This window comes from Allobosea sp. GW821-FHT03A12 (assembly GCF_058986765.1).
The window spans coordinates 101,471-123,294 of record NZ_JBYSVZ010000002.1 but is presented as its reverse complement, the minus strand read 5'-3'; the positions used below and the strand labels follow the sequence as shown (position 1 = coordinate 123,294).

22 protein-coding genes are annotated in these 21,824 nt (G+C 65.3%); 12 read left to right on the top strand and 10 right to left on the bottom strand.

Going from position 1 to position 21,824, the window contains the following annotated elements:
• Window position 1: 1 nt before the first annotated feature.
• Both AC3WLC_RS07165 and AC3WLC_RS07160 read right to left on the bottom strand, forming a co-directional pair.
• Complete coding sequence (locus AC3WLC_RS07165) at window positions 2–814, bottom strand: AraC family transcriptional regulator (protein ID WP_493683245.1); 813 nt, start codon at window positions 812–814, stop codon at window positions 2–4.
• A 255-nt stretch (window positions 815–1,069) separates the two neighbouring features.
• Window positions 1,070–1,990, bottom strand: a complete 921-nt coding sequence (locus tag AC3WLC_RS07160; RefSeq protein WP_493683244.1) for an alpha/beta hydrolase — start codon at window positions 1,988–1,990, stop codon at window positions 1,070–1,072.
• Window positions 1,991–2,051: 61 nt separating this feature from the next.
• Here AC3WLC_RS07160 and AC3WLC_RS07155 point away from each other — a divergent pair, with 61 nt between their 5' ends.
• Window positions 2,052–2,465 carry a DUF2177 family protein gene (locus AC3WLC_RS07155; protein WP_493683243.1) on the top strand — a complete coding sequence of 138 codons (414 nt, stop codon included), beginning with the start codon at window positions 2,052–2,054 and terminating at the stop codon, window positions 2,463–2,465.
• Window positions 2,466–2,489: 24 nt separating this feature from the next.
• Here AC3WLC_RS07155 and AC3WLC_RS07150 read toward each other — a convergent pair whose 3' ends face one another.
• From AC3WLC_RS07150 to AC3WLC_RS07125, 6 genes are read right to left on the bottom strand one after another with little or no spacing between them, the layout of a single operon-like run.
• Window positions 2,490–3,512 (bottom strand): SAM-dependent methyltransferase, encoded by a 1,023-nt coding sequence (locus tag AC3WLC_RS07150; protein ID WP_493683242.1) that lies wholly within the window; start codon window positions 3,510–3,512, stop codon window positions 2,490–2,492.
• The gene (locus tag AC3WLC_RS07145) at window positions 3,509–4,312 is read right to left on the bottom strand and encodes a DUF1295 domain-containing protein (protein ID WP_493683241.1); all 804 of its coding nucleotides are present in this window, start codon (window positions 4,310–4,312) and stop codon (window positions 3,509–3,511) included. The genes AC3WLC_RS07150 and AC3WLC_RS07145 overlap by 4 nt, the downstream gene beginning before the upstream one ends.
• On the bottom strand, window positions 4,309–4,932 hold the full coding sequence (locus tag AC3WLC_RS07140; RefSeq protein ID WP_493683240.1) for a ChrR family anti-sigma-E factor: 624 nt from the start codon (window positions 4,930–4,932) through the stop codon (window positions 4,309–4,311). The genes AC3WLC_RS07145 and AC3WLC_RS07140 overlap by 4 nt, the downstream gene beginning before the upstream one ends.
• Entirely contained in the window at window positions 4,929–5,654 is a 726-nt protein-coding gene (locus tag AC3WLC_RS07135; RefSeq protein ID WP_244624093.1) for a sigma-70 family RNA polymerase sigma factor, read from the bottom strand. The genes AC3WLC_RS07140 and AC3WLC_RS07135 overlap by 4 nt, the downstream gene beginning before the upstream one ends.
• On the bottom strand, window positions 5,602–5,970 hold the full coding sequence (locus tag AC3WLC_RS07130; protein WP_493683239.1) for a DUF2147 domain-containing protein: 369 nt from the start codon (window positions 5,968–5,970) through the stop codon (window positions 5,602–5,604). The genes AC3WLC_RS07135 and AC3WLC_RS07130 overlap by 53 nt, the downstream gene beginning before the upstream one ends.
• Before the next feature lie 30 nt (window positions 5,971–6,000).
• Window positions 6,001–6,600, bottom strand: coding sequence for a hypothetical protein (locus AC3WLC_RS07125; RefSeq protein ID WP_493683238.1), 600 nt, complete (start codon window positions 6,598–6,600; stop codon window positions 6,001–6,003).
• Between the two features lie 141 nt (window positions 6,601–6,741).
• On the opposite strand from AC3WLC_RS07125, the gene AC3WLC_RS07120 reads away from it, so the two are divergent.
• The 7 genes from AC3WLC_RS07120 (at window position 6,742) to AC3WLC_RS07090 (ending at window position 15,296) form a co-directional block, all read left to right on the top strand.
• On the top strand, window positions 6,742–8,082 hold the full coding sequence (locus tag AC3WLC_RS07120; protein ID WP_493683363.1) for an NAD(P)/FAD-dependent oxidoreductase: 1,341 nt from the start codon (window positions 6,742–6,744) through the stop codon (window positions 8,080–8,082).
• On the top strand, window positions 8,079–8,882 hold the full coding sequence (locus tag AC3WLC_RS07115; RefSeq protein WP_493683237.1) for a DUF1365 domain-containing protein: 804 nt from the start codon (window positions 8,079–8,081) through the stop codon (window positions 8,880–8,882). The genes AC3WLC_RS07120 and AC3WLC_RS07115 overlap by 4 nt, the downstream gene beginning before the upstream one ends.
• A 29-nt stretch (window positions 8,883–8,911) precedes the next feature.
• Window positions 8,912–10,117: a class I SAM-dependent methyltransferase gene (locus AC3WLC_RS07110; RefSeq protein ID WP_493683236.1), complete on the top strand. Its 1,206-nt coding sequence runs from the start codon at window positions 8,912–8,914 to the stop codon at window positions 10,115–10,117.
• Window positions 10,118–10,623: 506 nt separating this feature from the next.
• Window positions 10,624–11,070: a Csu type fimbrial protein gene (locus tag AC3WLC_RS07105; protein ID WP_493683362.1), complete on the top strand. Its 447-nt coding sequence runs from the start codon at window positions 10,624–10,626 to the stop codon at window positions 11,068–11,070.
• Between the two features lie 116 nt (window positions 11,071–11,186).
• A complete protein-coding gene (locus tag AC3WLC_RS07100; protein ID WP_493683235.1) occupies window positions 11,187–11,903 on the top strand; it encodes a fimbrial biogenesis chaperone in 717 nt (238 codons plus the stop codon).
• A gap of 82 nt (window positions 11,904–11,985) precedes the next feature.
• Window positions 11,986–14,328: a fimbria/pilus outer membrane usher protein gene (locus AC3WLC_RS07095; RefSeq protein WP_493683234.1), complete on the top strand. Its 2,343-nt coding sequence runs from the start codon at window positions 11,986–11,988 to the stop codon at window positions 14,326–14,328.
• A gap of 32 nt (window positions 14,329–14,360) precedes the next feature.
• Complete coding sequence (locus AC3WLC_RS07090) at window positions 14,361–15,296, top strand: Csu type fimbrial protein (RefSeq protein ID WP_493683361.1); 936 nt, start codon at window positions 14,361–14,363, stop codon at window positions 15,294–15,296.
• Window positions 15,297–15,608: 312 nt separating this feature from the next.
• Here AC3WLC_RS07090 and AC3WLC_RS07085 read toward each other — a convergent pair whose 3' ends face one another.
• Both AC3WLC_RS07085 and AC3WLC_RS07080 read right to left on the bottom strand, forming a co-directional pair.
• A complete protein-coding gene (locus AC3WLC_RS07085) occupies window positions 15,609–16,826 on the bottom strand; it encodes an MFS transporter (RefSeq protein ID WP_493683233.1) in 1,218 nt (405 codons plus the stop codon).
• 72 nt (window positions 16,827–16,898) lie between these two features.
• Window positions 16,899–17,552 (bottom strand): Crp/Fnr family transcriptional regulator, encoded by a 654-nt coding sequence (locus AC3WLC_RS07080; RefSeq protein ID WP_493683232.1) that lies wholly within the window; start codon window positions 17,550–17,552, stop codon window positions 16,899–16,901.
• A gap of 793 nt (window positions 17,553–18,345) precedes the next feature.
• On the opposite strand from AC3WLC_RS07080, the gene AC3WLC_RS07075 reads away from it, so the two are divergent.
• The 4 genes from AC3WLC_RS07075 to AC3WLC_RS07060 are packed head-to-tail and all read left to right on the top strand — an operon-like array spanning window position 18,346 to window position 21,808.
• Window positions 18,346–19,131, top strand: a complete 786-nt coding sequence (locus AC3WLC_RS07075; protein ID WP_493683231.1) for a hypothetical protein — start codon at window positions 18,346–18,348, stop codon at window positions 19,129–19,131.
• A gap of 19 nt (window positions 19,132–19,150) precedes the next feature.
• A complete protein-coding gene (locus AC3WLC_RS07070) occupies window positions 19,151–19,402 on the top strand; it encodes a DUF3302 domain-containing protein (protein WP_493683230.1) in 252 nt (83 codons plus the stop codon).
• On the top strand, window positions 19,399–20,340 hold the full coding sequence (locus AC3WLC_RS07065) for an HlyD family secretion protein (RefSeq protein WP_493683229.1): 942 nt from the start codon (window positions 19,399–19,401) through the stop codon (window positions 20,338–20,340). The genes AC3WLC_RS07070 and AC3WLC_RS07065 overlap by 4 nt, the downstream gene beginning before the upstream one ends.
• 31 nt (window positions 20,341–20,371) lie before the next feature.
• Entirely contained in the window at window positions 20,372–21,808 is a 1,437-nt protein-coding gene (locus AC3WLC_RS07060) for a DUF1254 domain-containing protein (protein ID WP_493683228.1), read from the top strand.
• Window positions 21,809–21,824: the final 16 nt, after the last annotated feature.

The following is a 21,824-nucleotide window of genomic DNA, read 5'->3' as shown; positions in this document are numbered from 1 at the left end:
GCTATCCGCGCGCGAGCGCGCCGGGTGTGAAGCCCAGCGTCTGCCGGAATATCCGCGTCATATGGGCCTGGTCCGCGAAGCCGACCGAGGCGGCTGCGACCGCGAGGCTTTCACCACCCAGGATCAGTTGCCGGGCGCGCCGAACCCGGATGTGCCGAAGGAAGCCGTGCGGCGGTATGCCATACGTTGCCTTGAACTGTCTCAATGCCTGGAACCGAGACAAGCCGACGATGTCGGCGAGACGGGCAAGCGCGATCGGCCTGCGGAATTCGGCTTCCAGCAGATCGCGCATGCGGACAGCCGATCCCTGGTCCGTGCGGCTTTCCGGTTCGGAACGCCTCCCGGCATGGCGTTCGAACGCGTGCCTGACGATCAGCAGGTAGAGGCTATCGAGTTCCAGCGGATCCGTGTCGGGCCGGGAGCTCAGGCCGTGCAGGCGTGATAGCGCCTTTGCGAGTGCGGCGTCCGCAGCGCGAGGCGTGTGAAAGCTGGGCATCCCATCGTCGCCGAAGATGTCTGCGACGATGGGCCTGACGGTTTCGATGGACGGATAGAGCATCCGATAGCGCCAGCCGTCTTCCGCGCCCGACCATCCGGTGTGAACGACGCCGGGTGCGATCAATGCGACCGTGCCGGCGGTAAAGTCGAGGCGGCGACCATTATCGTATGCGAACGCCTGACAGCCGCTCTCGATCACACCGATGGCGAATTCGTCATGGAAGTGCCGGTCGAAGCGCTGCCGGCGATAGTCTGCGGCGAGGAAGAGGGTGTTCCCCAAAGCAGAGCTGCGCCAAATCTTCGCTCGATCTTCCAAGATGCCGCTTCCCGTCCTCTCCGCCGTTTGAGGGCGTTCCGATAGAGGCAGAGCACCGAGTCAAAATATGTCGACTATGGGAGCATCCGCAACGGCGGCCTCTTCCCAACCTGGTCGGAAACAGCTGCTGGATGTCTTGGGCAGCGTCGCGCCAGGAGGGACATTGATTCGACACCGCCAAGCGGACATTGACAGATCAGTCTGTGGAATTGGTGCTCGTCGAGATCGCAGCGACGCGGTTCCCCTGTTCAGGCATTAGCTACCCCCAAGGAACAGAACGACGTCACCAAGAACGGGCGCGCGCCAGCTCATGGCTCGTGCGAGCGAAGCTGCCGTTCCGGCATGTCCGAGGCTGGGATAGATCTTGAGCGTCACCGAGCGCGCACCGGCACGGCGTAGCGCGGCTGCGAGCCGCTCGCTGTTGCGGGGCAGGACAGTCGTGTCGTCGGCGCCGGTCGCGAGCAGGATCGGCGGCGCGTCCTTGCGGGCGAAATGGATCGGCTGCGTCCGCTCCAGATTGCTGGCGTTCCCGAAGGCCGCTTTGGTCACGTCGATATCCAGCGGCAGGAAATCATAGGGACCGGAGAGGCCCACCGTTGAGCGGATGACATTCGACGGCAGTCCAACCCGCGCGAGATAACTCCTGTCGAGCGTCAGCATCATCGCGTTGTAGGCCCCCGCTGAGTGCCCCATGAGGTGAATGCGGCGCGGGTCGCCGCCGTAGCGCGCAATGTTGTCACGGACGAAGCGCAGGGCAGCGGCGCCATCCTCGATGAAGACGGGGAAACGGACTTCCGGCACGAGCCGGTAGTCGGCGATCACGGCGACGAAGCCACGACTGGCCAAGGCGTCGCCGACGAAAGCATAGCTCTCCTTGGCGCCATTGGCCCATGAGCCGCCATAGATGAAGAAGACGACCGGCCTTCCCGTGCCGCCGCCGGGCGGAACATAGATGTCCATCGTTTGGCGCGGATGCCGGCCATAGGCGACGTCGCGGGCGCCTTCGCTCAGCGCGCCCGGCCTTAGCGCGGCGCACCCGGCCAGAGCCATGCTGGAAAGCGACGCCACGGCAGCGCGCCTGGAAATCAAGATCGTCATAGGCGCCTTCGCGTTACCTGCCTTTGTGAATGTACGTCGGACAGGGCGCGCTGGATCGCCCGGCTGTGCCAGCTGCATAGCAAAGTAATCCGGATGCGCGCGCAGTACGTATCTGCAAGTCCAAACCCCGGAGGTCGTCATGCGTTTCGTCGCCGGCTATGCCGCCTTTCTCATCGCCTTCGGCATCTGCGATGCGATCTGGCTGAGCACGATGACGGCCAGGCTCTATCGTCCGGCGCTCGGCGACTTGATCGTCGAGCCGGTGCGTTATGTGCCGGCGGCTCTGTTCTATTTCGGCTTTCCGCTCGGCGTGCTGCATTTCGCGGTGATGCCGGCGTTGCGTGAAGGCAATGCCGGCGCTGCGCTCATCAATGGAGCTCTGGTCGGCCTGCTTGCCTATGCCACCTACGATCTGACGAACTACGCCACGCTCCGGCCGTGGACGCTGACGATCACGCTCGCCGACATCGTCTACGGCACGGTGGTCGTCGGCTTCTGCAGCTGGGTGGCGTACGAAGTCGTGCGGCGGGCGATCGGCGGGAGCTGGCTCTGATCGCCACCCGCAGCGCGCTTGTCCTTAGACGGCCCTCAGCCGGTAATGGCTGATGCCCCAGGCTTCGCCTCCCGAGTGCCCGAACAGCCCGCTCGTCGCCAGGAAGAACAGGCGCCAGCGCCGGCGCCATAAAGGCGCATCTTCGCCATAGGTCTCGCGCAGGATCGGTTCGATCGCCGGCAGGTTGCGGTCGAAATTCGCCAGCCAATCCTCGGCGGTGCGCCGATAATGCTCTCCGCTCCAGCGCCATTCTTGCTCGACGGCGAAGAGGTCGGAGAATTGGTGCGCCAGCGCCGCGCTCGGCATGATCCCGCCGGTGAAGAAGTGCTGGGCAATCCAGTCGGCGCGCTCGCCGACATCGAAGCGGTAACAACCTCGCACATGCGCGAAGACATGGATGAACAGGCGCCCGTCCGGCTTCAGCCAGCCATGCACGCGTCCAAGCAGCGCGCGCCAGTTCGCCATGTGCTCGAACATCTCGACCGAAACGACGCGATCGAAGCGCTCCTCGATGGCGAAGTCGTTCATGTCCGCGGTGATGATACGCAGATTGCCGAAGCCGCGCTCGCGCGCCTGCTGCTCGATGAAGGCGCGTTGCGAGGCAGAGTTCGAAACCGAGACGATCCGTGCTTGCGGGTAGGTTTCCGCCATCCACAGCGAGAGCGAGCCCCAGCCACAGCCGAGCTCGAGGATCTCCTGTCCGTCGGCGAGGCCGGCATGCTCGGCGGTCAGCGCCAGCGCTGCCGCCTCGGCCGTTGCGAGACTGTCGGCAGGATCGTCGTAGTAGCAGCATGAGTATTTCCGCCTTGGCCCCAGGACCTGCTCGAAAAACGCCGCCGGCACCTCGTAATGCTGGGCATTGGCGACGTCTGCGTGCAGCGCGATCGGGCGCTCCGCCATCTCCCGTGCGAAGCCGGCCGCATTGCCTGGCTTGGTCGCGAGCGCGCGATCCGTTCGTCCCACCAGCGATGCGATGACCATGCGGCTGATCGTATCGGGTACAGGCAAGGCTTCGCCCCAGCTCGAAAGCCTCTGCATGATCGTCATGGCCTGGCTCCTTGTGGCGGCAGCGGGATGAAGGCGCTGGTCCGGCTCTGATAGTCGCGATAGGCCGCTCCGTGCTTGGCGAGCATGTGCTCCTCCAGCGGCGGAATGCCGGAGACGCGGACAAGCAGCAGGGTGATCGCGGCGGGCGCGAGCCAGGAGAGCCAGCCGATCGGGTAGGCCATCGCGGAGGCGAGCACCGCATAAGCGCACCAGAGCACGGCTTCGAAGAAGTAGTTGGGATGGCGCGAAAAGGCCCACAGACCCGTATCGCAGATGCCTCCCAGCCCCGATTGCGCGAAGCCGCGCAGCTGCCGATCGGCGATCGCCCCTCCGACGATACCGACGAGGAAGATCGCCAGGCCGAGCGCATCCTGCGCCTGGCCGAGCCGCGCGGGGTTATGGGCGGCCAGGATGATACCAATCGCAAGGGGGATGCTCGCGAGCGCCTGAAATTGCAGCAGGCGGGCCATTCTCGCGGAAGCGTCTGGCCCCCAGTCGCGCTTCATGCGGGCATAGCGCGGGTCGTCGGAGATTCCCTTGGTTCGCCCGGCGATATGCAGGCCGAGACGCAGAGCCCATGCCGCGGCGAGCGCAGCGACGAAGAGACGACGTGCGAATGGCCCTTCGCCGAATGGCAGGAGCGCCCCCGCGGCGCCGATCACGCCAAGCCCAAAGGTCCAGACGACATCGATCCATCCGGAATTGCCGGTGCGGCGTTCGATCTTGGTCGCCAGCAGCATGGTCGCCGACATTGCAACGCCGACGAAGAGCAACGCTGCCGCGAAGGAGGCCAAGGTCACAGCCGCACCAGTGGTTGCAGCAGCCTGCCGAGCCAGCCCTGGAACAGGACGTTACCGGTCATGGCGACCAGGCAAGTGCAACCCTCGATGGGGTCGACACGGGGAGTGTGGTCGTGCTCCGCGTCAGCCTCGTCAAAATCGCCGGCGGCAAAGCGGCCATATTCGTGCTCGTAGGCGCCGGCGAGGATCGTCGTCCACTCGAAGCCAGTGTGCTTGTGATGCGGCAGCGCGATCCCCGGACCGGCCCGCAGCATGAAGACCCGCGCCTGCGACCCGGGCACCTCGACCCGCCTCATCGCGATCCGGATTCCGATCGGGCGCCATGGCCCGAGCGCATAGGGACGCAATACGGCCGGAATACCAGGCTCGACGGTACGCGGCTCGGCGGGATGGCGGGAGACCGCATGCTGTTCGATCCTGTCCATTGCTCCCGCAGCCATCGCAACCGGCTCGATATGGTCGAGCAAGGCGCCCTGAACCGCCTGGAGCTCATGCACGAAGTGCCGGCTTTCGCTGTTCAGCTCGACATGGGCAGCGACTGCCAGCGCCAGCCCCTCATCGAGGTGGCCGCCGGCGAAGGCGGCGAGAGTCTCGTCGGATGGACGATGGGCCATGCTCATCGCAAATCCTCCAGCTTGCTGCGCAGATGCGACAAAGCGAGCCGCAGCCGCGACTTCACCGTGCCGAGCGGGATCGCCAGACGCTTCGCCACGTCCTGATGGCTGAACTCCTCCAGGAAGGCGAGTTCGACGACCCGGTACTGGTCGGCGGACAGTCCGGTCATCGCTGCCCTGATCCGCGCGTCGCGCTCGGCTCCCGAAATGGTCTCGTCAGGCTGCTGAGGTCCGTCTTCATCCAGAATCTCATAAACTTGCGAAAGCCGCGAGCGGGTCTCCCGCCGGGCGATGTCGATGCGCCGGTTGCGCGCGATCGTGGCGATCCAGGTCGAGGCGCTCGCCTTGGCAGGATCGAACAGCGCGGCCTTGCGCCAGACCGTGAGCAGCGTCTCCTGCGCGATTTCCTCCGCCAGCTCAGCCGGGGTCCCGCCGCGCATCAGCAACCCCTTCACGCGCGGCGCGAAATGGTCGAAGAGCTCGACAAAAGCGGCCCGGTCGCCCGAGCGCGCAATCGCGGCAATCAAGGCATTGGCGTCGAACAAGGCGAAGAACCGACCTCCCTGCGCTGCGGCTGACGCCTCGCGCATGTCTTCGACAGTCAGGGCGAATGCGGCAACCATACTGAAGATACGGTGGCGCCGCGGCGACGGATCACTGGGCCGGCCGCACCGGCTAGTCGGCCGACTTCCAGCCGACGTCACGGCAGACCAGGCGTCCCAGCACACATCCGCGCGTGGTGAGTTCGCCGGGAGCAATCTTGATTGTCATCGAATAGGACCAGTCACGCTTGGCATCATAGGCGGTGCCGGAAAAGGAGCCGTCGTCCTGGCGCGACAGGGTCATGACGAGCTTATCGCCAGGCGCTTCGCCCTTGCTGGTGTCGCCGATCCAGAGATTGGTGGCGCAGATCTTGTCGCCACAGGGAGCGATACGAACGCGAGCGTTGCCGTCGTCGCGCAGCCAGATGCCGTCGAGCGCTGTCGAAGCTGCGCTCGCAGCGGATGGGAAGGTGACGATCAGGGCGAGCAGAAGACGTCTCATGCGATGTCCTTTCCGCAAGTTATCCCTCTTCTACGCGCGCTGGTCCGTTCCGGTTTCACTGTCTGGCGAGATGTCAGGACGTTGCTGGGCGAAAAGCCAACCAATCAGCGCGGTCAGCGAAGCCGCACTCAGGAAGTTCAGGCGCTTCAGGGCAACGTATTCCGGCGGTTGGTAGAGATGCAGTGGCGCAGAGATGGCATCGACGGGAAACAGATAGGCCCCGAAGCTGAGCGCCATGAACCCGATGGCATAGATGCGTTCGTCGCGGCGAAATAGCAGGGCGGACAGCATCAGGCAGGGGAACAGGAAAACTTCGACGCCTGAGGCGCTGCCAAAGGCAAAGCGGCAAACCAGCGTGTTGCCGATCCCGGCGCAGAGCAGAAGGCAGCGCCCGAGTCTGGAATTGCGTCGCATCGCGCTCGGCACCAAAGCGAACAGCGGCGTCGAGAGGAAGGTCAGGAAAGACGGCGAGATCACGGGCGACACGGCCCAGTAGAGATAGAGCGGGTAGAAGGGCTGGTTCGAGACGATCACCAGGGCGACCGTGTTGGCGATCGCCTCCCGTGGCCCTCGATGGGCAACGTGGGCGCTGAATGCCGCGAACAGACGCTTCAGCCCCTTGGCGGGCATGGCCAGACCTCCGGTTGTCTCGGTCTGCTTACGCAGGGCGGTAGCGATCGGCCCACATCCCGGCGGAATTTTCCGAGACCGGGCGACAAATCCAAAGCGCAGCCCCCCGCGTATAGCCTTTCCGAAGAGCAAGGAATGGCCATGCCGCAGGCTCACGACACCCCAAAGAGGATCGCCGTCATCGGCGCGGGCATCTCCGGCCTGTCGGCGGCGTGGCTGCTGGGACAGGCGCGCGATGTCGTGCTGATCGAGGCGGAGCCGCGGCTCGGCGGTCATGCGAACACGATACTGGTGCCCGGGGACGACGGCAGCGAAACGCCCGTCGATACCGGCTTCATCGTCTACAACGAGAAAACCTATCCGAACTTTGTCGCACTGCTCGATCATCTGGGCGTCGCGACGCAACCGACCGAGATGTCCTTCGCCGTCTCTCTTGACGGAGGGCGCCTCGAATACAGCGGCACCGGCCTTGCCGGTCTGTTCGCGCAGCGGCGTAACCTGGCCAGCCCGCGCTTCTGGGCCATGCTCCAGGGTCTCGTCCGCTTCTACCGCGATGCTACCCGCGATGCCCGGGCAGGAAGCGCTGACGCGATGACGCTCGGCGAGTATCTGACTGCCGGCGGCTATGGCAGTGCGTTCCGGGATGACCACCTCCTGCCCATGGCGGCGGCGATCTGGTCGGCTCCATGCTCGGAGATCCTGTCCTATCCTGTGCAGGCCTTCCTGCGCTTCCACCACAATCACGGCCTGCTGCAGCTGACCGACCGTCCGCTCTGGCAAACCGTCACCGGTGGCAGCGCGGTCTATGTCGAGCGGCTACGCAAGCGGTTCGGTGGCGGCATCCGGCTCGGCACGCCGGCACGCCAGGTCAGGCGCTCGCCGAACGAGGTTTTGGTCATGGGCGACGGCTGGAGCGAGCGCTTCGACCAGGTCGTTTTCGCTGCTCATGCCAACCAGACGCTGGCCATGCTCGCCGATCCTGATCCGCTCGAAGCCGCCGCGCTGGGCGCCTTTCGCTACAGTCGGAACCGCGCCGTACTGCATGGCGACGAGGCATTGATGCCACGTCGTCGCCGTGCCTGGGCGAGCTGGAACCATATCGGCGAGCGGGCCCGGCCGGATGACGCCTGCGCAGTCACCTACTGGATGAACCTCCTGCAGAACCTGCCCGGGCAGCGACCGTTCTTCGTCACGCTGAACCCGCCCGATACGCTGCGCCCCGAGACCGTCCTGCGAGAAGAATTCTACGAGCATCCGATCTTCGACCAGGCCGCGCTCATGGCTCAACAGCGTCTTTGGGCGCTACAGGGTGCAAGGCGCAGCTGGTTCTGCGGCGCCTATTTCGGCTCGGGCTTCCACGAGGATGGGCTGCAGTCGGGCCTCGCCGTCGCCGAGGCGCTCGGCAATGTGCGACGCCCCTGGAAGGTCGCCAACGAATCCGGCCGCATCCCGCTCCCCGTCCCGCGCGAGCTGGTGGCATGACCCGGCATTCGGCACTCTATGTCGGCCGTGTACGCCACAGCCGGTTCCGGCCGAGGCGGCATGCGCTGAACTATCGTGTCTTCTGGATGCTGCTCGATCTCGACGAGATCGACGCCCTGGCCAAGCAGTCGCGCCTGTTCTCCCGCAACCGCTTCAACGTCTACGCCTTCCGGGATGCCGACTACGGCGACCGTAGCGGCAGGCCGTTGAAGGAGCAGGTCGCGGAAGCATTGGCGGCCGCCGGCATCGACTGGGATGATGGCGCAGTACGGCTGCTGACCATGCCGCGTATCCTCGGCTACGCCTTCAATCCGGTCAGCACCTATTTCTGCTATGCCCGCGACGGCAACCTGCGAGCGACCGTCTACGAGGTGCACAACACCTTCGGCGAGATTCACAGCTACGTCGCACCGGTGGGCGCGCAGGCGCAGCCGGTGCGGCAGGAGGCCGAGAAGCGTTTCCATGTCTCGCCCTTCATGGGCCTTGCCATGCGTTACGCCTTTCAGGTCGAGCCGCCAGGCGAGCGCATCTCGATCGTGATCGACGGGCATGATGCCGACGGGAGATTGATCACCGCCTCTTTGAGCGGCCAGCGCCGCACCCTCGACGACGGGGCTCTGCTGCGCCTGCTGGCCACGCACCCCCTGCTCACCTTGAAAGTCACCGCCGCCATCCACTGGCACGCGCTGCGTCTCCTGGCGAAGCGCGTGCGCTGGTGGACGCATCCCGCTCCGCCCGCGCATCGGTTCAGCACCGGTCGAGCGGCGGTGCCTCATCCGAAGGGATCGATGCAGCCATGAGACTTCCGGACACTGAACGACAGGCTCCGATGGCCGAATCGTCGCTCGCGCTGCCGGGCGGTATCGGCCTCTCCCGCTGGTTCTTGCGCCGGCTGCTTTCGCAGATCGCCATCGGCCGGCTGAGCATCGTCACGCCGGAAGGCGAACAGCTCTGGGGTGGTTCGACCGGGCCGGGCCCGCAGGCGGCGATCGTCCTGAAGAACTGGCGCGCCATGCGCCGCCTGCTGCTAGACGGCGATATCGGCCTGGCCGAGGCCTATCGCGACGGCGACTTCACGACGCCCGACCTGACCGCTCTGATAGAGCTCGGGGCACGCAATGACGCAACGCTGCGCCAGCTCGTCTCGGGCACCTGGCCGGCGCGCCTGCTCAACCGCCTGCGGCACTGGCGCAACGCCAACAGCCGGACCGGCAGTCGCCGCAACATCACCGCCCATTACGATCTCGGCAACGCCTTCTACGGGCACTGGCTCGACACGGGCATGACCTACTCGTCCGCGCTCTACGAGGCGCCGACGGACACGCTCGAGGCCGCCCAGGACCGCAAGCTCGACAAGATCGTCCAGATGCTCGCGCTCTCGGGCGGCGAGCATATCCTTGAGATCGGCTGCGGTTGGGGCGCCCTGGCCGAGCGCCTGGCTCGCGAGGGCTGCCGCGTCACCGCCATCACGCTCTCCCCCGCTCAGCTCGAGTATGCGCAAAGGCGGATCGCCGAAGCCGGGCTGGCGGACAGGGTCGACCTTCGCCTGCAGGATTATCGCGACATTGCGGGCCAGTTCGATCGCATCGTCTCGATCGAGATGATCGAGGCGGTGGGGCGCGACTATTGGCCGACGTATTTCGCCGCCTTGAGCCGTTCGCTGACGGCGCGTGGTCATGCGGTGCTGCAGTCGATCACCATCGACGATGCACTGTTTGAGCCCTACCAGCAGGGCACGGACTTCATCCAGCGCTTCATCTTCCCCGGCGGCTGTTTGCCTTCGGTTGCGGCGCTGGTTGGCGCGGCGAAAGCGGCGGGTCTCGCCGAGATCGAGCGCGTTGGGTTCGGCACGAGCTATGCCTGGACCCTGAAGGAGTGGCGCCGGCGCTTCCTGGAAAACTGGCCGCAGATCAGTCCGCAAGGCTTCGATGAGCCGTTCCGCAGGCTCTGGGAATTCTATCTGTGCTATTGCGAAGCCGGTTTCCGAGCCGGCACGATCGACGTCAGCCTGGTCGCCTTGGGCGAGCGCCGATAAATCTCGAGGCGCTTGGCTTCTGCTTCGCGCGGATGTCGTTGAAAAAGTCCGCGACAGCACCTGGGGCTGGTTCGGCGGACCTCAGCGTGGAAATTCCTTCCCTGCGCGCCCGGCTCAACCGGCCATTGGCAGGCATTCTTCGGAGGCGTGAAGAACGTTCTTCCCTGTCGAGCGCCAAGGCGACCTCGATTTCAGTGCGGCCGGACTTTTTCAACACAATGCGCCATTTGCGGACGTTGGGCCCTTCCCTGAAGGCGGCCTTTAGGAATGCCCGAAACGTCCAGGCTCATAGGGCAACACCGATGACACCAGTTTGCTGTTCGCCTGGTGAGACCTGAACTGGAACATGAAAACTTTCGCATCTCAGCATGCCATGGTTTTATGTGATTAACATCTCGTTAACCGCGATATCGTAATCTTTGCTGCATGAAGACTTAAATCGCGAATCCTCTATGAGGAATTGAGCCATGGCAAGAATAAAGCTCTTGGCTGCGCTTATAACGTGTATGATTATCCCCAGCTTCGCCAAAGCTGCAACTGCTACGGGCAGTTTCCAGGTTCAGATCAATATCCAGGCGAACTGCATTGTCGCCAGCGCTTCGGATCTGAATTTCGGCAATGCCGGCGTCCTGTCTGCGAATATTGATTCGACGAGCACGATCAGCGTGCAATGCACGACGACGACCCCCTATACGATCGGCTTCAATCAGGGTGTGAACGGCGGCTCGGTCACGACCCGGCAGATGGCGGGGGCGGGCGGGCTGATCAACTACGCGCTTTTCCGCGACGCCGGCCGCACGCTGAACTGGGGCTCGACGGCGGGCAGCGACACCCTCGCGGGCGTCGGCAACGGGGCAGTCCAGAATTATACCGTCTACGGCCGGGTGCCCGCACAGACCACCCCCGCGCCCGCGCTCTACACCGACACCATCACGGTGACGGTCACCTACTGACCACGGCCAGAGCCGCTGGCCTGCTGACGATCGATTCATGAGGCAACTGAGGCTGGACGACACTGCTTGCGCAGCGCCGATCGCTTTCGCTTTGCCAGGACCAGGAGGAGGGCAGAATGAGAAGCACGGCAATCGGCACGGCCCTCGCGGCCCTGGGCGCCGGAATGGCAGATGCGGCGTCGCTGCAGGTGACTCCCGTGCTGCTGGATCTTCCAACCCCGGGGAACGCAACGACGATCACCTTGCGCAATACCGATGTCGAGCCGATCACGGCGCAGGTCCGGGTTTTTCGCTGGATCCAGCGGGACGGAACAGAGCGGCTCGAGCCGACGGACGAGGTCGTCGCCAGCCCGCCCATCGTGCAACTGCGCTCCCGCCAAGACTACGTGGTGCGCGTTGTCCGGGTCACCGGCAGCCCGGCCGGTGGCGAGGCGGCCTTTCGGCTGGTCGTGGACGAGTTGCCCAAACCGAACCGAACGCCGGGAACCGTCGCGCTGGTCATGCGCCATGTCATTCCCGTCTTTTTCACGGACCGCTCCGCCTCGCCGGCATCGCTGACGTGGTCGGCGAGCCAACACGGGAAAAGCCTGGCGATCGGCGCGGCGAACAGCGGTGATCGTCGGGTCAGGCTCGCCGCTGTGACGGTTCGCGACGGGGCCGGGAAAGTGGTCGCGGCCAACAAGGGATTGCTCGGCTATTCCCTCGGCCACTCCGCGATGCAGTGGGTTCTCCCCTCTCAGCCGGGCTCGAAATCGGGCGCTCACTTCACGATTTCCGGGCTGACGGAGGCAGGTCCGTTCAATGCAACGCTGCCGATGTCAGCGGGCCGGTAAGGTCATGGTGCTGGCGCTGGCGTTTGGATCAGCGTGGTGGACGGCTGCGCCGGTCCGCGGCGAAGACGCCCGGGACCGCAGCTTGCACCTGGACGTCCTTCTCAACGGCCAGTCGATCGGGCTGATCGGCGCATTCCGGCAGAACCAGCGCGGCGAGATGCTGGCGGTCCGCAAGGAGCTCGAGGAGCTCGGGATCAAGGTTCCCGCGAGCGTCAAGGTCGAGGACGAGGTTGCGCTCGGCGCGATCCCGGGCGTGAGCTTCCATTACGACGAAGCCGCGCAACGCATCGACATCAAGCTGCCGCCCGATGGCCGCCTGCCCAAGACCTACGACATGCAGCCCAGCACCGCACCTGGACCGGCGCCGGAACGCAGCAGCGTCGGCGCGGTGCTCAACTACACGCTGTTCGGAACCTCGGAAGACAAGCAGTTCCGCAGCTTCTGGCGTTATCCCACGCTGTCGGCAACCCTCGATGCCCGGCTCTTCAGCCCGGTCGGCGTCTTCTCGCAGACCGGCATCCTCAGCGACCGGTCACTGGCCGGCGGCGGGACGGACGCGCTTCGCCTCGAGACGAGCTGGACCTATTCGGATCCCGGCAGCCTGGTGAGCTACCGCGCCGGCGATCTGATCTCGAGCGGCCTCGCCTGGACCCGGCCGGTTCGCCTCGGCGGCTTGCAGGTCCAGCGCAATTTCGGGCTGCGCCCGGATCTGATCACGCTTCCGCTTCCCGGCGTCACCGGCTCGGCTGCGGTTCCTTCGACGGTCGACATCTTCGTCAACGGGACGAAGACGATCTCGCAGGATGTCGGCAGCGGGCCGTTCCGCATCACCAACATTCCGATTCTCACGGGCAACGGCAATGCCAGCGTCGTGGTTCGGGACCCCTCGGGCCGGCAGAGCGAGTCGAATCTGCCCTTCGTGGTGTCCAGCAATCTGCTGCGGCCCGGCCTCTTCGATTTCTCCGCGGAAATCGGCCTGCCGCGCCTGCAATACGGGCTGCGCTCCAGCATCTATGACGAGCGCATCGCAGGCTCGGCGAGCGGGCGCTACGGCGTGACCGACACGATGACGGTCGTGGCTCATGCCGAAGGGGCGCAGGGGCTCGGCATGGGGAGCTTCGGTGGGGTCTTCGGGCTCGGTCGATATGGCGTGCTGACGGCGGCCGGCGCGGGGAGCTGGCGGGACGGGCAATTCGGCGGCCAATCCTATGTCTCTTTCGAGACCCAGCTCTGGGGTGTCTCCCTGATGGCCGCATCCCAAAGGACCTTCGGAGCCTACAGGGACCTCGCCTCCATCAGCGGGGCCCCCTATGCCAACGGCTATGGCACCGACGTCGCCTCGGCAGCCTCGACGGCACTGACCGGGACCAGCTGGGAGCGGCTGCTGCTGCCACCGCGCGCCCTCGACAGGGCGTCGGTCAGCTTGCCGATACCGGCACTGGGAGGAGCCATCAGCCTCGGCGTTGCCCATGTGAAGCCGGTGCTCGGTCGCGCCAACCGGATCGTCAATGTGAGCTATACGCGCCCGCTTTGGGGCGGAGGCTCATTCTACGCGACCGCCTATACGGATTTGGCGGATCGCAGCTCTGCCGGCGTTTTTGCCGGGCTGTCATTTCCGTTCGGGACCAACATCACCTCCTCCGCCGGCGCCAATCGCGTCGGATCGGGCTGGTCCCTGGCTGCCGACGTCAACAAGCCCGTCGATCAGGAGATCGGCAGCGTGGGCTGGCGCATACGCGACGTCGAGGGGCAGGACGGACAGAAGCGCCGCTCGGCTTCGGTCGCCTATCGCGGAAGCGCCGGGCTGCTCGAGGCAGGCGTCGCGCAAGGCACGTCGGGGTTCTCGGGCACCGTGCAGCTCGACGGCGCGATCGCGGTGGCCGGAGGCAGCATCTTCGCCGCCAATCGGATCGACGACGCCTTCGCCGTGGTGAAGGTCGGCGCGCCTGACGTGGATGTGCTCTTCGAGAACAGGGTGGTCGCGCGCACCAACGCATCCGGCAACGCGCTCGTCCCCGGCTTGCGCTCCTACCAGCCGAACAAGATCTCGATCGATCCGCGTGGCCTCCCGATCGACGCCCTCTCGGAAACCACGGTCGAGGTGCGAGCGCCCTCCGATCGTGCCGGCGTGGTCGTCGACTTCGGCGTCAGGTCGACCAGAAACTCGGCGATCGTCATCCTTCAGGATGCGGCCGGCCAGCCAATGCGGGTTGGGGCGACCGGCGCCCTTCAGCCGGGACTCAGGGGCAGCAGCGCAGCAGGACCGGAATTCGTCGTCGGCTATGACGGCCGTGCGTTCATCGAGAATCTCGCGGCCGACAACGAGGTCCTCGTCAAGCTGGAGACGGGGAGCTGCAAGGCTCGCTTCTCCTTTGTCCCGCATGCCGACAGGCAAGTCTCGATCGGACCGGTGCGATGCCTATAGGCTCCCGCGTTCTGGTGCTCTGCTTGTGGGCCGTGCTGATCGCAGCCGGCAGCCTGCTGGCAAGCCCGCCGGCCACTGCACAATCCTGTTCGCTGAGCATCACGCCGCTGGTTTTCGGCGACGTCGATGTCACCGCCAATGCCCAGGTGAATGGAACGGCCACTGCGACGGTCTCGTGCACCGGGTCGGCGCTCCTGCCGGTCGGGGTTTGCATCGAACTCGGGCCCGGGAGCGGCGGCGGCACCAGCGCAGCGAACCGGACCCTGGCGAACGGCGCCAACCAGCTGCACTACGGCCTGTTCTCCGATGCGGCAGCCAGCGCGCCCTGGGGATCGGGAGCCTGGCCTGCGGGCGGGGCTTCGGCGGTCGGCTTCAACCTGACCTTGTCCGTGTCCGGTACCGGCAGCCGGAGCGTCACCATCTATGGCCGTGTCTACAGCGGCCAGCCCACTGCGGCACCCGTCACCTACTTGAGCAGCTTCTCCGGCACCGACGCCCGGATCCGCTACGGGCTCCTGTCCTTCCTGCTCGGCTGCGAGCTCCTCACCGTGATCCAGTCGACGAGCTTCACGGTCAGCGCGAACGTGCCGGCGACCTGCCGGGTGACGACAAGCGATCTCAATTTCGGCTCGGTCGGCGTGCTGGCCGCACCGCAGGACGCGTTCACGACCCTGGCGCCGACCTGCACGAACGGCACAGCCTATCAGATCGGCCTGAACGGCGGCTTGTCGGGTGCGACGAATCCAACGACGAGGCGCATGACGAAAGGAGCGGAGACGATCACCTACGGGCTCTATCGGGATGTCGCGCGAAGCCAGCCCTTCGGCAGCACGCTCGGCCTCGATACGTTGACGGGCATCGGCTCCGGTCTGGCGCAGACGAGCCATGTCTACGGACGGGTCCCAGCCCAGGCCACACCGTCGCCGGGGCCATACGCCGACACGATTCAGGCGACGGTCACCTACTGAAAATTGCAGCGGCTTTGCGGTGACCCTTCTCAGGCGCTCATGAGCTCGCCGAGTAACCGTCAAGGGTCTGAATGCGTCACGAGCGGTCACTGAAAGATCATCCGAAACCGGCCATTCTGTATGCCTGTACGCGCAGCCGAGGGTAAGCTCTCGACCCAATTGCCTCATGCGCCCGCAAGCTGCTTCACGATCAAAAGCCGCCACGGTTGCCGACGTTCGAAACATCAGCTCTCGGCCGTCATGCAGTGGCGGCGCCGCCTAGAACATGGACCAGCGTCGGATGGGTTTCTCGGTCGATAACCATGCTTCTTGTCATCGAACAGCTTCGCCAACGGTCGGAATTGCGCGCATCCGCGACGCACCGGTTGCAAGAGTGAAGGCGACCATTAGAAGAATAGCCGCAGCGAGAAACGGGATTTGCGGCGATATCTGATGTAAGGCAGCCCCGGCAAGCGGACCTATCGCCAGGCCCATTCCCTGACCAACGACATTGAAGCCCGCAGCCTTTCCCTGGGCATCCACTCCCGCCCGCAGGCTAAGCGAAGCAAGGTTGCCGGGCAGCATCAACCCGAGCGCAGCGCCGAGCAGAACGAGCGCGCCGAACAGCTCGTTATAGCTTCGCGCGAATGCAGCCAGCAGCAGGGCCACGGCCGCCAGCAGCGCACCTGCACCGAGCAGCGTCTCCGGCTTGAAGGCAAGCATGCGCAACACCACGCCCTGCACGCTGATCATCGCCAGGGCTGTTGCCATCAGCGCCAGCCCGGCCTTGGCGATGGAGGCGTCCGAAGTGAAACCGAACGCATCTTGCAGGCGTAGCGCCACGGTCTGCTGCACAATGCTGTGGGCAGATATGGAAACGAGCGTGATGGCGAAGAACGGCCAGATGCGGGAGAGGTTGAGGCCAGCAGCCGGAGCGGCGGCCCCTGGACCGCCGTGCTGCGGCTCTGGAGCCAGTAATGTCACGCTCATCAGTGCCAAGCCGGCGAGACCCGCGACGAGCAGGAAGGCCAGCGCCGCGTTACCGCCTCCGATACGCCATGCAAACGCCGAACCGATGATTGCCCCGAGCCCGTACGCTGCGCCGAGGACGCCCATGCCACCCGCGCGTGCCTCCGGTGCCGTGATGTCCGCAATATAAGCCTGGGACGCAGGGAGGAGCCCCGCGGATAGCAGCGTCTGCGCCGACCGTGCCGCAACGAAGATCCAAAGCGCCAGAGCAGCGCTTATCGCCCCGCCCGACCGGCGCTCGACGATGAAACCGAATGCAAGGGGACTGAGCACCGCGCCAGCGAGGGCAATCATGATGACGGGGCGCCGCCCGATGCGCTCGCTCAGGTATCCCCAGACCGGCGCCGCGATCATCAGCAAGAGCGCGGAGGCTGAAAGGATTGCTCCTGTCTGGAGGTCCGAGAAACCAAGGCGCCTCCCTAGCGGAGGTAACACCACGAGCAGGAACGACTGGCCAGCCGCGTTGGCCATGAGAGCGAGGAACAGTGCGATCTGCGCCAGGCTATGTCGGGATGGCGGCATGATGTCCTCGAAACGGGATATGCAGAGCGAGCTTGGCGCCTTGCCAGGCGTCGCCGGAGAACCGGTACGCGATCAGTCGGCGCCGTCTCCTTCCGCGAAGCGGCGCAGCGCCCCGGGGTTTATGATGGTGATGGACCGGTAGGTGTTGGTCAGCCATCCGGCCACGGAGAATCGCTTGATAGCGGCATTGACCTGCTTGCGTGAAGCGTTGGCCATCACACCGATCTCGCTTTGGGTCAGCGGGATCGGCGCCTCTCCGATCCACGTCGTGCGCTGAAGCACCGAAGCGATCCGCCGGTCTGCCTCAGGCTTTTGCAGATCGTGGATCACGCGGAACAGGAACTCGACGTTCATCATCAGCATGATCGCGACATGGTGCACCACCGCCGGATCGCGCGCAGCCATCTGATCCATCGCGTCGAGGGGAAGGTGCAGCATCGTGGTCTCGACCACGGCCCTGAGTTCGCCCCTTCGCGGCTTGCGCGTGAGGAAGCAGCCTTCTCCGGTCCAACGGCCTGGAACTCCCAGAAGGATCAGGCGTGGCGTCGCGCCGTCGGGCGCAAGGCTGATGCTCACAGTGCCAGACACGAGCCCGTAAACGCCGCCGGCAGGATCGTCGAGGCGAAACACCGACTCGCCCGGAGCGAAATGCAGCAAGACCGAGCGCCGCAGCACTTCGGTCCGGAATGCCTCCGGCAGCAGCGGCAACCAGCCACGTTCGCTCATGACGTGCTCGGCACGAGCCCTACTGATGCGCTCCATGGAAGGTCTCAGCTTTGTCCGATTTCGGACAAATACGCTTTTTCCGTGCGCTTATACCACTGCCACAACGCCGCGACCTTCTTGTTTCTGGTTTCGCGCAAGACGGACGGCGCTCGACACATGGCACGACAAGATGCGTTCGGAGGCGGTGGAGGATATGGCCTGCGGCTCTGGGGGGAAAGCGGATGCGCGTCGCTATGAAGGGCGCGCGCCGGAAGCATCGTCGCATGGCCTATCCGGAGCAGTCGTCGCAGATTCGGCTGATCGAAGTCGCTCTCGTCTGGCGGTCGGTGCGGTGGCCGCCATAGCGCTTCTAGTGACGACGCCGGCGCCTGCCATGCCGATCGGAATGCCCGCCATCTACGATCCGGGACAAGTGGCGCCCGTCGCCGCCGTGGTGCGTGAGGGCGTGGTTCGGGGGCCGCGTGGCGGTGTCGCAGGCGGGCGTACCGTCGTGACGACGCGCCCAGTGCGTCCGCCTCGGCCGGGTGTGCGCACGCTGCCTCCTCCGGCCCCCTGGGCCAGGCCAGCGTCCTATTGGTGGCATCCGGGCATGGCGGCCGCAGCCGGCGCAGCAGTCGGCTTCGTCTCCGCAGCCGCGGCCGCGAAATGGGCAGGCTCACCGCCGGCACCCGGCTACTGCTGGTACTACACCGGTGCTGATCGGACGAAGGGGTTCTGGGATGTCTGCCCAAAATAGACGCGTCGCCGGGCGCTGCTGCCAGGTCCTTCCAAGCCATATGAAGAGTAGGAATTCATGAAGCGGATTCTCGCCGTCTCAGCGATCTTGGTCTGCAGCCTGCCGGCAGCGGCCGCGGATCTCGCGCCTGCTGCGAAAGCCCCATCCTCGTTCGCCCCCGTTGCTGCTCCGAGCTTTTCCTTCACCGGGTATGGCTGGGCCTCGGCTCTGCATGGACGCGCCTCGACCTTGCCGCCGCTGCCGGCAGCTAAGGTCGATCTCAGCTTCGGCGACATCTTGAAGGACTTCAACGGCGGGCTGATGGGCGTCGCCGAAATGCGGGTCGGCAATTGGGGCTTCATCGCCGACGCCATGCTCAGTCAGGTGACGTCGGGGACGACGCTGCCGGGGCCGTATTTCTCCAGCGTGAAGCTGCGCTCGCAGACGCTCACCGTGCAGGCCTCGGTCCTGTACCGGCTCTACAGTGACGCCAGCTTCGACGTCGACCTCGGCGCGGGCCTGCGCTTCTGGAATCTCGACAACCGCCTGACGATCGGCCCGGGCGCTTTGAATCTCGCCATCCGGCATTCCGAGGCGGAGAACTGGCTCGATCCGGTGGTGGCTGCCCGGCTGATCGCTCGTCTTGGCGGGCCGTGGAGTGTGACCCTGATCGGGGATATCGGGGGCTTTGATGCGGGCTCCCGGCTGACCTGGCAGGCGCTCGGCACCGTGAACTACCAGTGGAATGAGAACTGGGTGTTCCATGCCGGCTATCGCGCCCTGCACGTTGACTACCGCAAGGGTCGCTTCCTCTACGACGCCACCATGCACGGCCCGATCCTGGCCGCGACCTACCGGTTCTGACGGGCCTCCGGAGACGATCATGTCCATGCTCGACATCTTCGCCTGGCTCGTCCTGGTCGTGCTGCTGTTCAGCTCGGCCGTCGTCGTGGTCCTGCTTGCGATGCTTCCCGGCATGATCGCGCGGCGGCGCGGCCACCCCTGGGCCAGCGCCGTCGCCGTCGGCGGCTGGGTCACGCTTTTCCTCGGCTTCGTGCTGTGGCCCGTAGTGCTGATCTGGGCCTATGTCGACGTGCCGTTGCGGCCGGCCGGCAATGCGGAGGCCGTGCGATGATCATCGTCCTCCTCAACGTCTATCTCGTCCTGCTCTTCCTGCTGGCGAAGCTCGGGATCGTCAGACTGAACCTGTTCTGGAAGGTCTCGCCGGCCCTCGTTCTGCTCCTCCTGCTCATCGGCCTCTTCATCCCGATGAACTGGGGCGCTCCCCAAGGCGCCGCGCTCGTCGTGCGAAACTCCGTGGCCATCGTGCCGTCAGTCGCGGGCGAGGTGATCGATGTTCCCGTCGAGGCGAACCGGCCGACCAAGGAGGGAGATATCCTCTTCCGGATTGACCCGGTGCCCTTCGAGTCCAGCGTCAAGACGCTCAAGGCCCAACTGGCATTCGCCGAGCTGCGCTTCGAGCAAATGAGTCAGCTCCAGAGCCGCGGTACCGGCAGGGCCTTCGATGTCGAGCAGCGCGAGGCAGAGGTCGGTCAGTTGCGTGCACAGATCGACGCAGCGCAATGGAACTTGGACAAGACGACTGTCCGCGCACCGGCCGACGGCTATGTGACGAATCTCGCCCTGCGGAAGGGGGCACGGGTGGCCAGCCTGCCGCTCGCGCCGGTGATGGCCTTCATCGACACCTCGAAGACCATGATCGGCGTCTCGATCGATCAAAATGCTATCCGCTATGTGGCGCCAGGGCAGCCCGTGGAGCTGACGTTCAAGGCGCGGCCTGGCGTCATCGTGACCGGGCGGGTTGAAAGCGTCCTGCAGGCGATCGCGACCGGGCAGGCTCAGACGTCTGGAAGCGCGATCGCGCCCCGCGCGGTCGTGGCCGCGCCCTTCGTCGTGCGGGTCAAGCTCGATGACGCAGACTTCGCCGATGCGCTTCCCGCAGGCGCCGTTGGCGACGCGGCGATCTTCACCGATCAGGTCAAGCCCGCTCACCTGATCCGCCGCGTGATCCTCCGGCAGATCGCGATCCTCAACTACGTCAACCCTTTCTGAGCTGTCCGGACCTCGGCTGGGAGATAGCATCATGGCAAGCACCGTTTACATCAACAGACGGACTCTGCTCGCGTCGGCCGCGGGCATCGGTGCGGGGAGCTTGCTCGGCGCGATCGCCAACCCGTCGGCCGCCGCGGCGGCCGAAGCCGAGACGTTGCGGGCGGTCGCGAAGGAGGCGACGATCTGGGGCTTCCCGCTCGTCGATAACTACCGCATCCAGTATTCGTACTTTGCGGATCGCGGCGGGCCCGAGTTCAAGGCGCCCTGGAACGTGATCGCCAACACGGCGCGCGTCTATACGCCCGAAGACAAGGCGATCCAGACGCCGAACTCGGACACGCCCTATTCCTATATCGGCGCCGACCTACGTGCGGAGCCGCTGGTGATCTCCGTTCCCGCGGTGGATGCCGGGCGCTACTACTCGCTGCAATTCATCGACCAGTACACCTTCAATTTCGCCTATGTCGGCAGCCGCGCCACCGGTAACGAGGCCGGCAGCTTCCTGCTCGCCGGGCCGAGCTGGAAGGGGCGCAAGCCTGCGGGCGTGAAGAGCGTGATCCGCTGCGAAACCGATTTCGCCTTCGTGCTCTATCGAACCCAACTCTTCGAGGCGGCCGACATCGAGAAGGTCAAGGCGATCCAGGCGGGCTACAAGGTGCAATCGCTCTCGCAATTCCTCGGCAAGCCGGCGCCAAAAGCAGCTCCCGCCATCGACTTTCCCAAGCCGCTGTCACCCGAGCAGCAGCGCAGCTCGGCCGAGTTCTTCCGGATCCTGAACTTCATCCTGCGCTTCTGCCCGACGCACCCTTCCGAACGCGACCTGCGGCGGCGCTTAGCACGCATCGGCGTCGGACCAGGCAAGGCGCTGGATATCGCCAAGCTCACGTCTGAACGGCGCAAGGCTCTCGAGGACGGCATGGCCGATGCCTGGAAGGCATTCGCGGCCTTCAAGGCCGCTGAACTCGACACCGGCAAGCGCGCCCCGGCAGAGGGCTTCGGCACCCGCGCTTTCCTGAAGAACGACTATATGGCCCGGATGGCGGGAGCCGCGCTGGGAATCTACGGAAACTCCAAGGAAGAGGCGCTCTATCCCGTCTACTACACAGATTCCGCAGCCAGGCCGTTCGACGGCAAGAATGGCCGCTACACGATGCGGATCGATCCGGCGAAGGACCTGCCGGTCAACGCCTTTTGGTCGCTCACTGTTTACGAGCTGCCGCAGAGCTTGCTGTTCGCGAACCGGCTCAACCGGTACCTGATCAATTCGCCGATGCTGCCTTCGCTGAAGAAGGACCCGGATGGGCGGGTCACTCTCTATCTCCAGCACGAATCGCCTGGGCCTGAGCTGGAGGCAAACTGGCTGCCCGTGCCGCCCGGGTCGTTCTGGGCGATTCTTCGGCTCTACTGGCCGAAGCCGGAAGCGCTCGCGCAAAGCTGGAAACAGCCGCCGCTAGTCCGCGCGAAGTGACGACAAAGGAAACAAT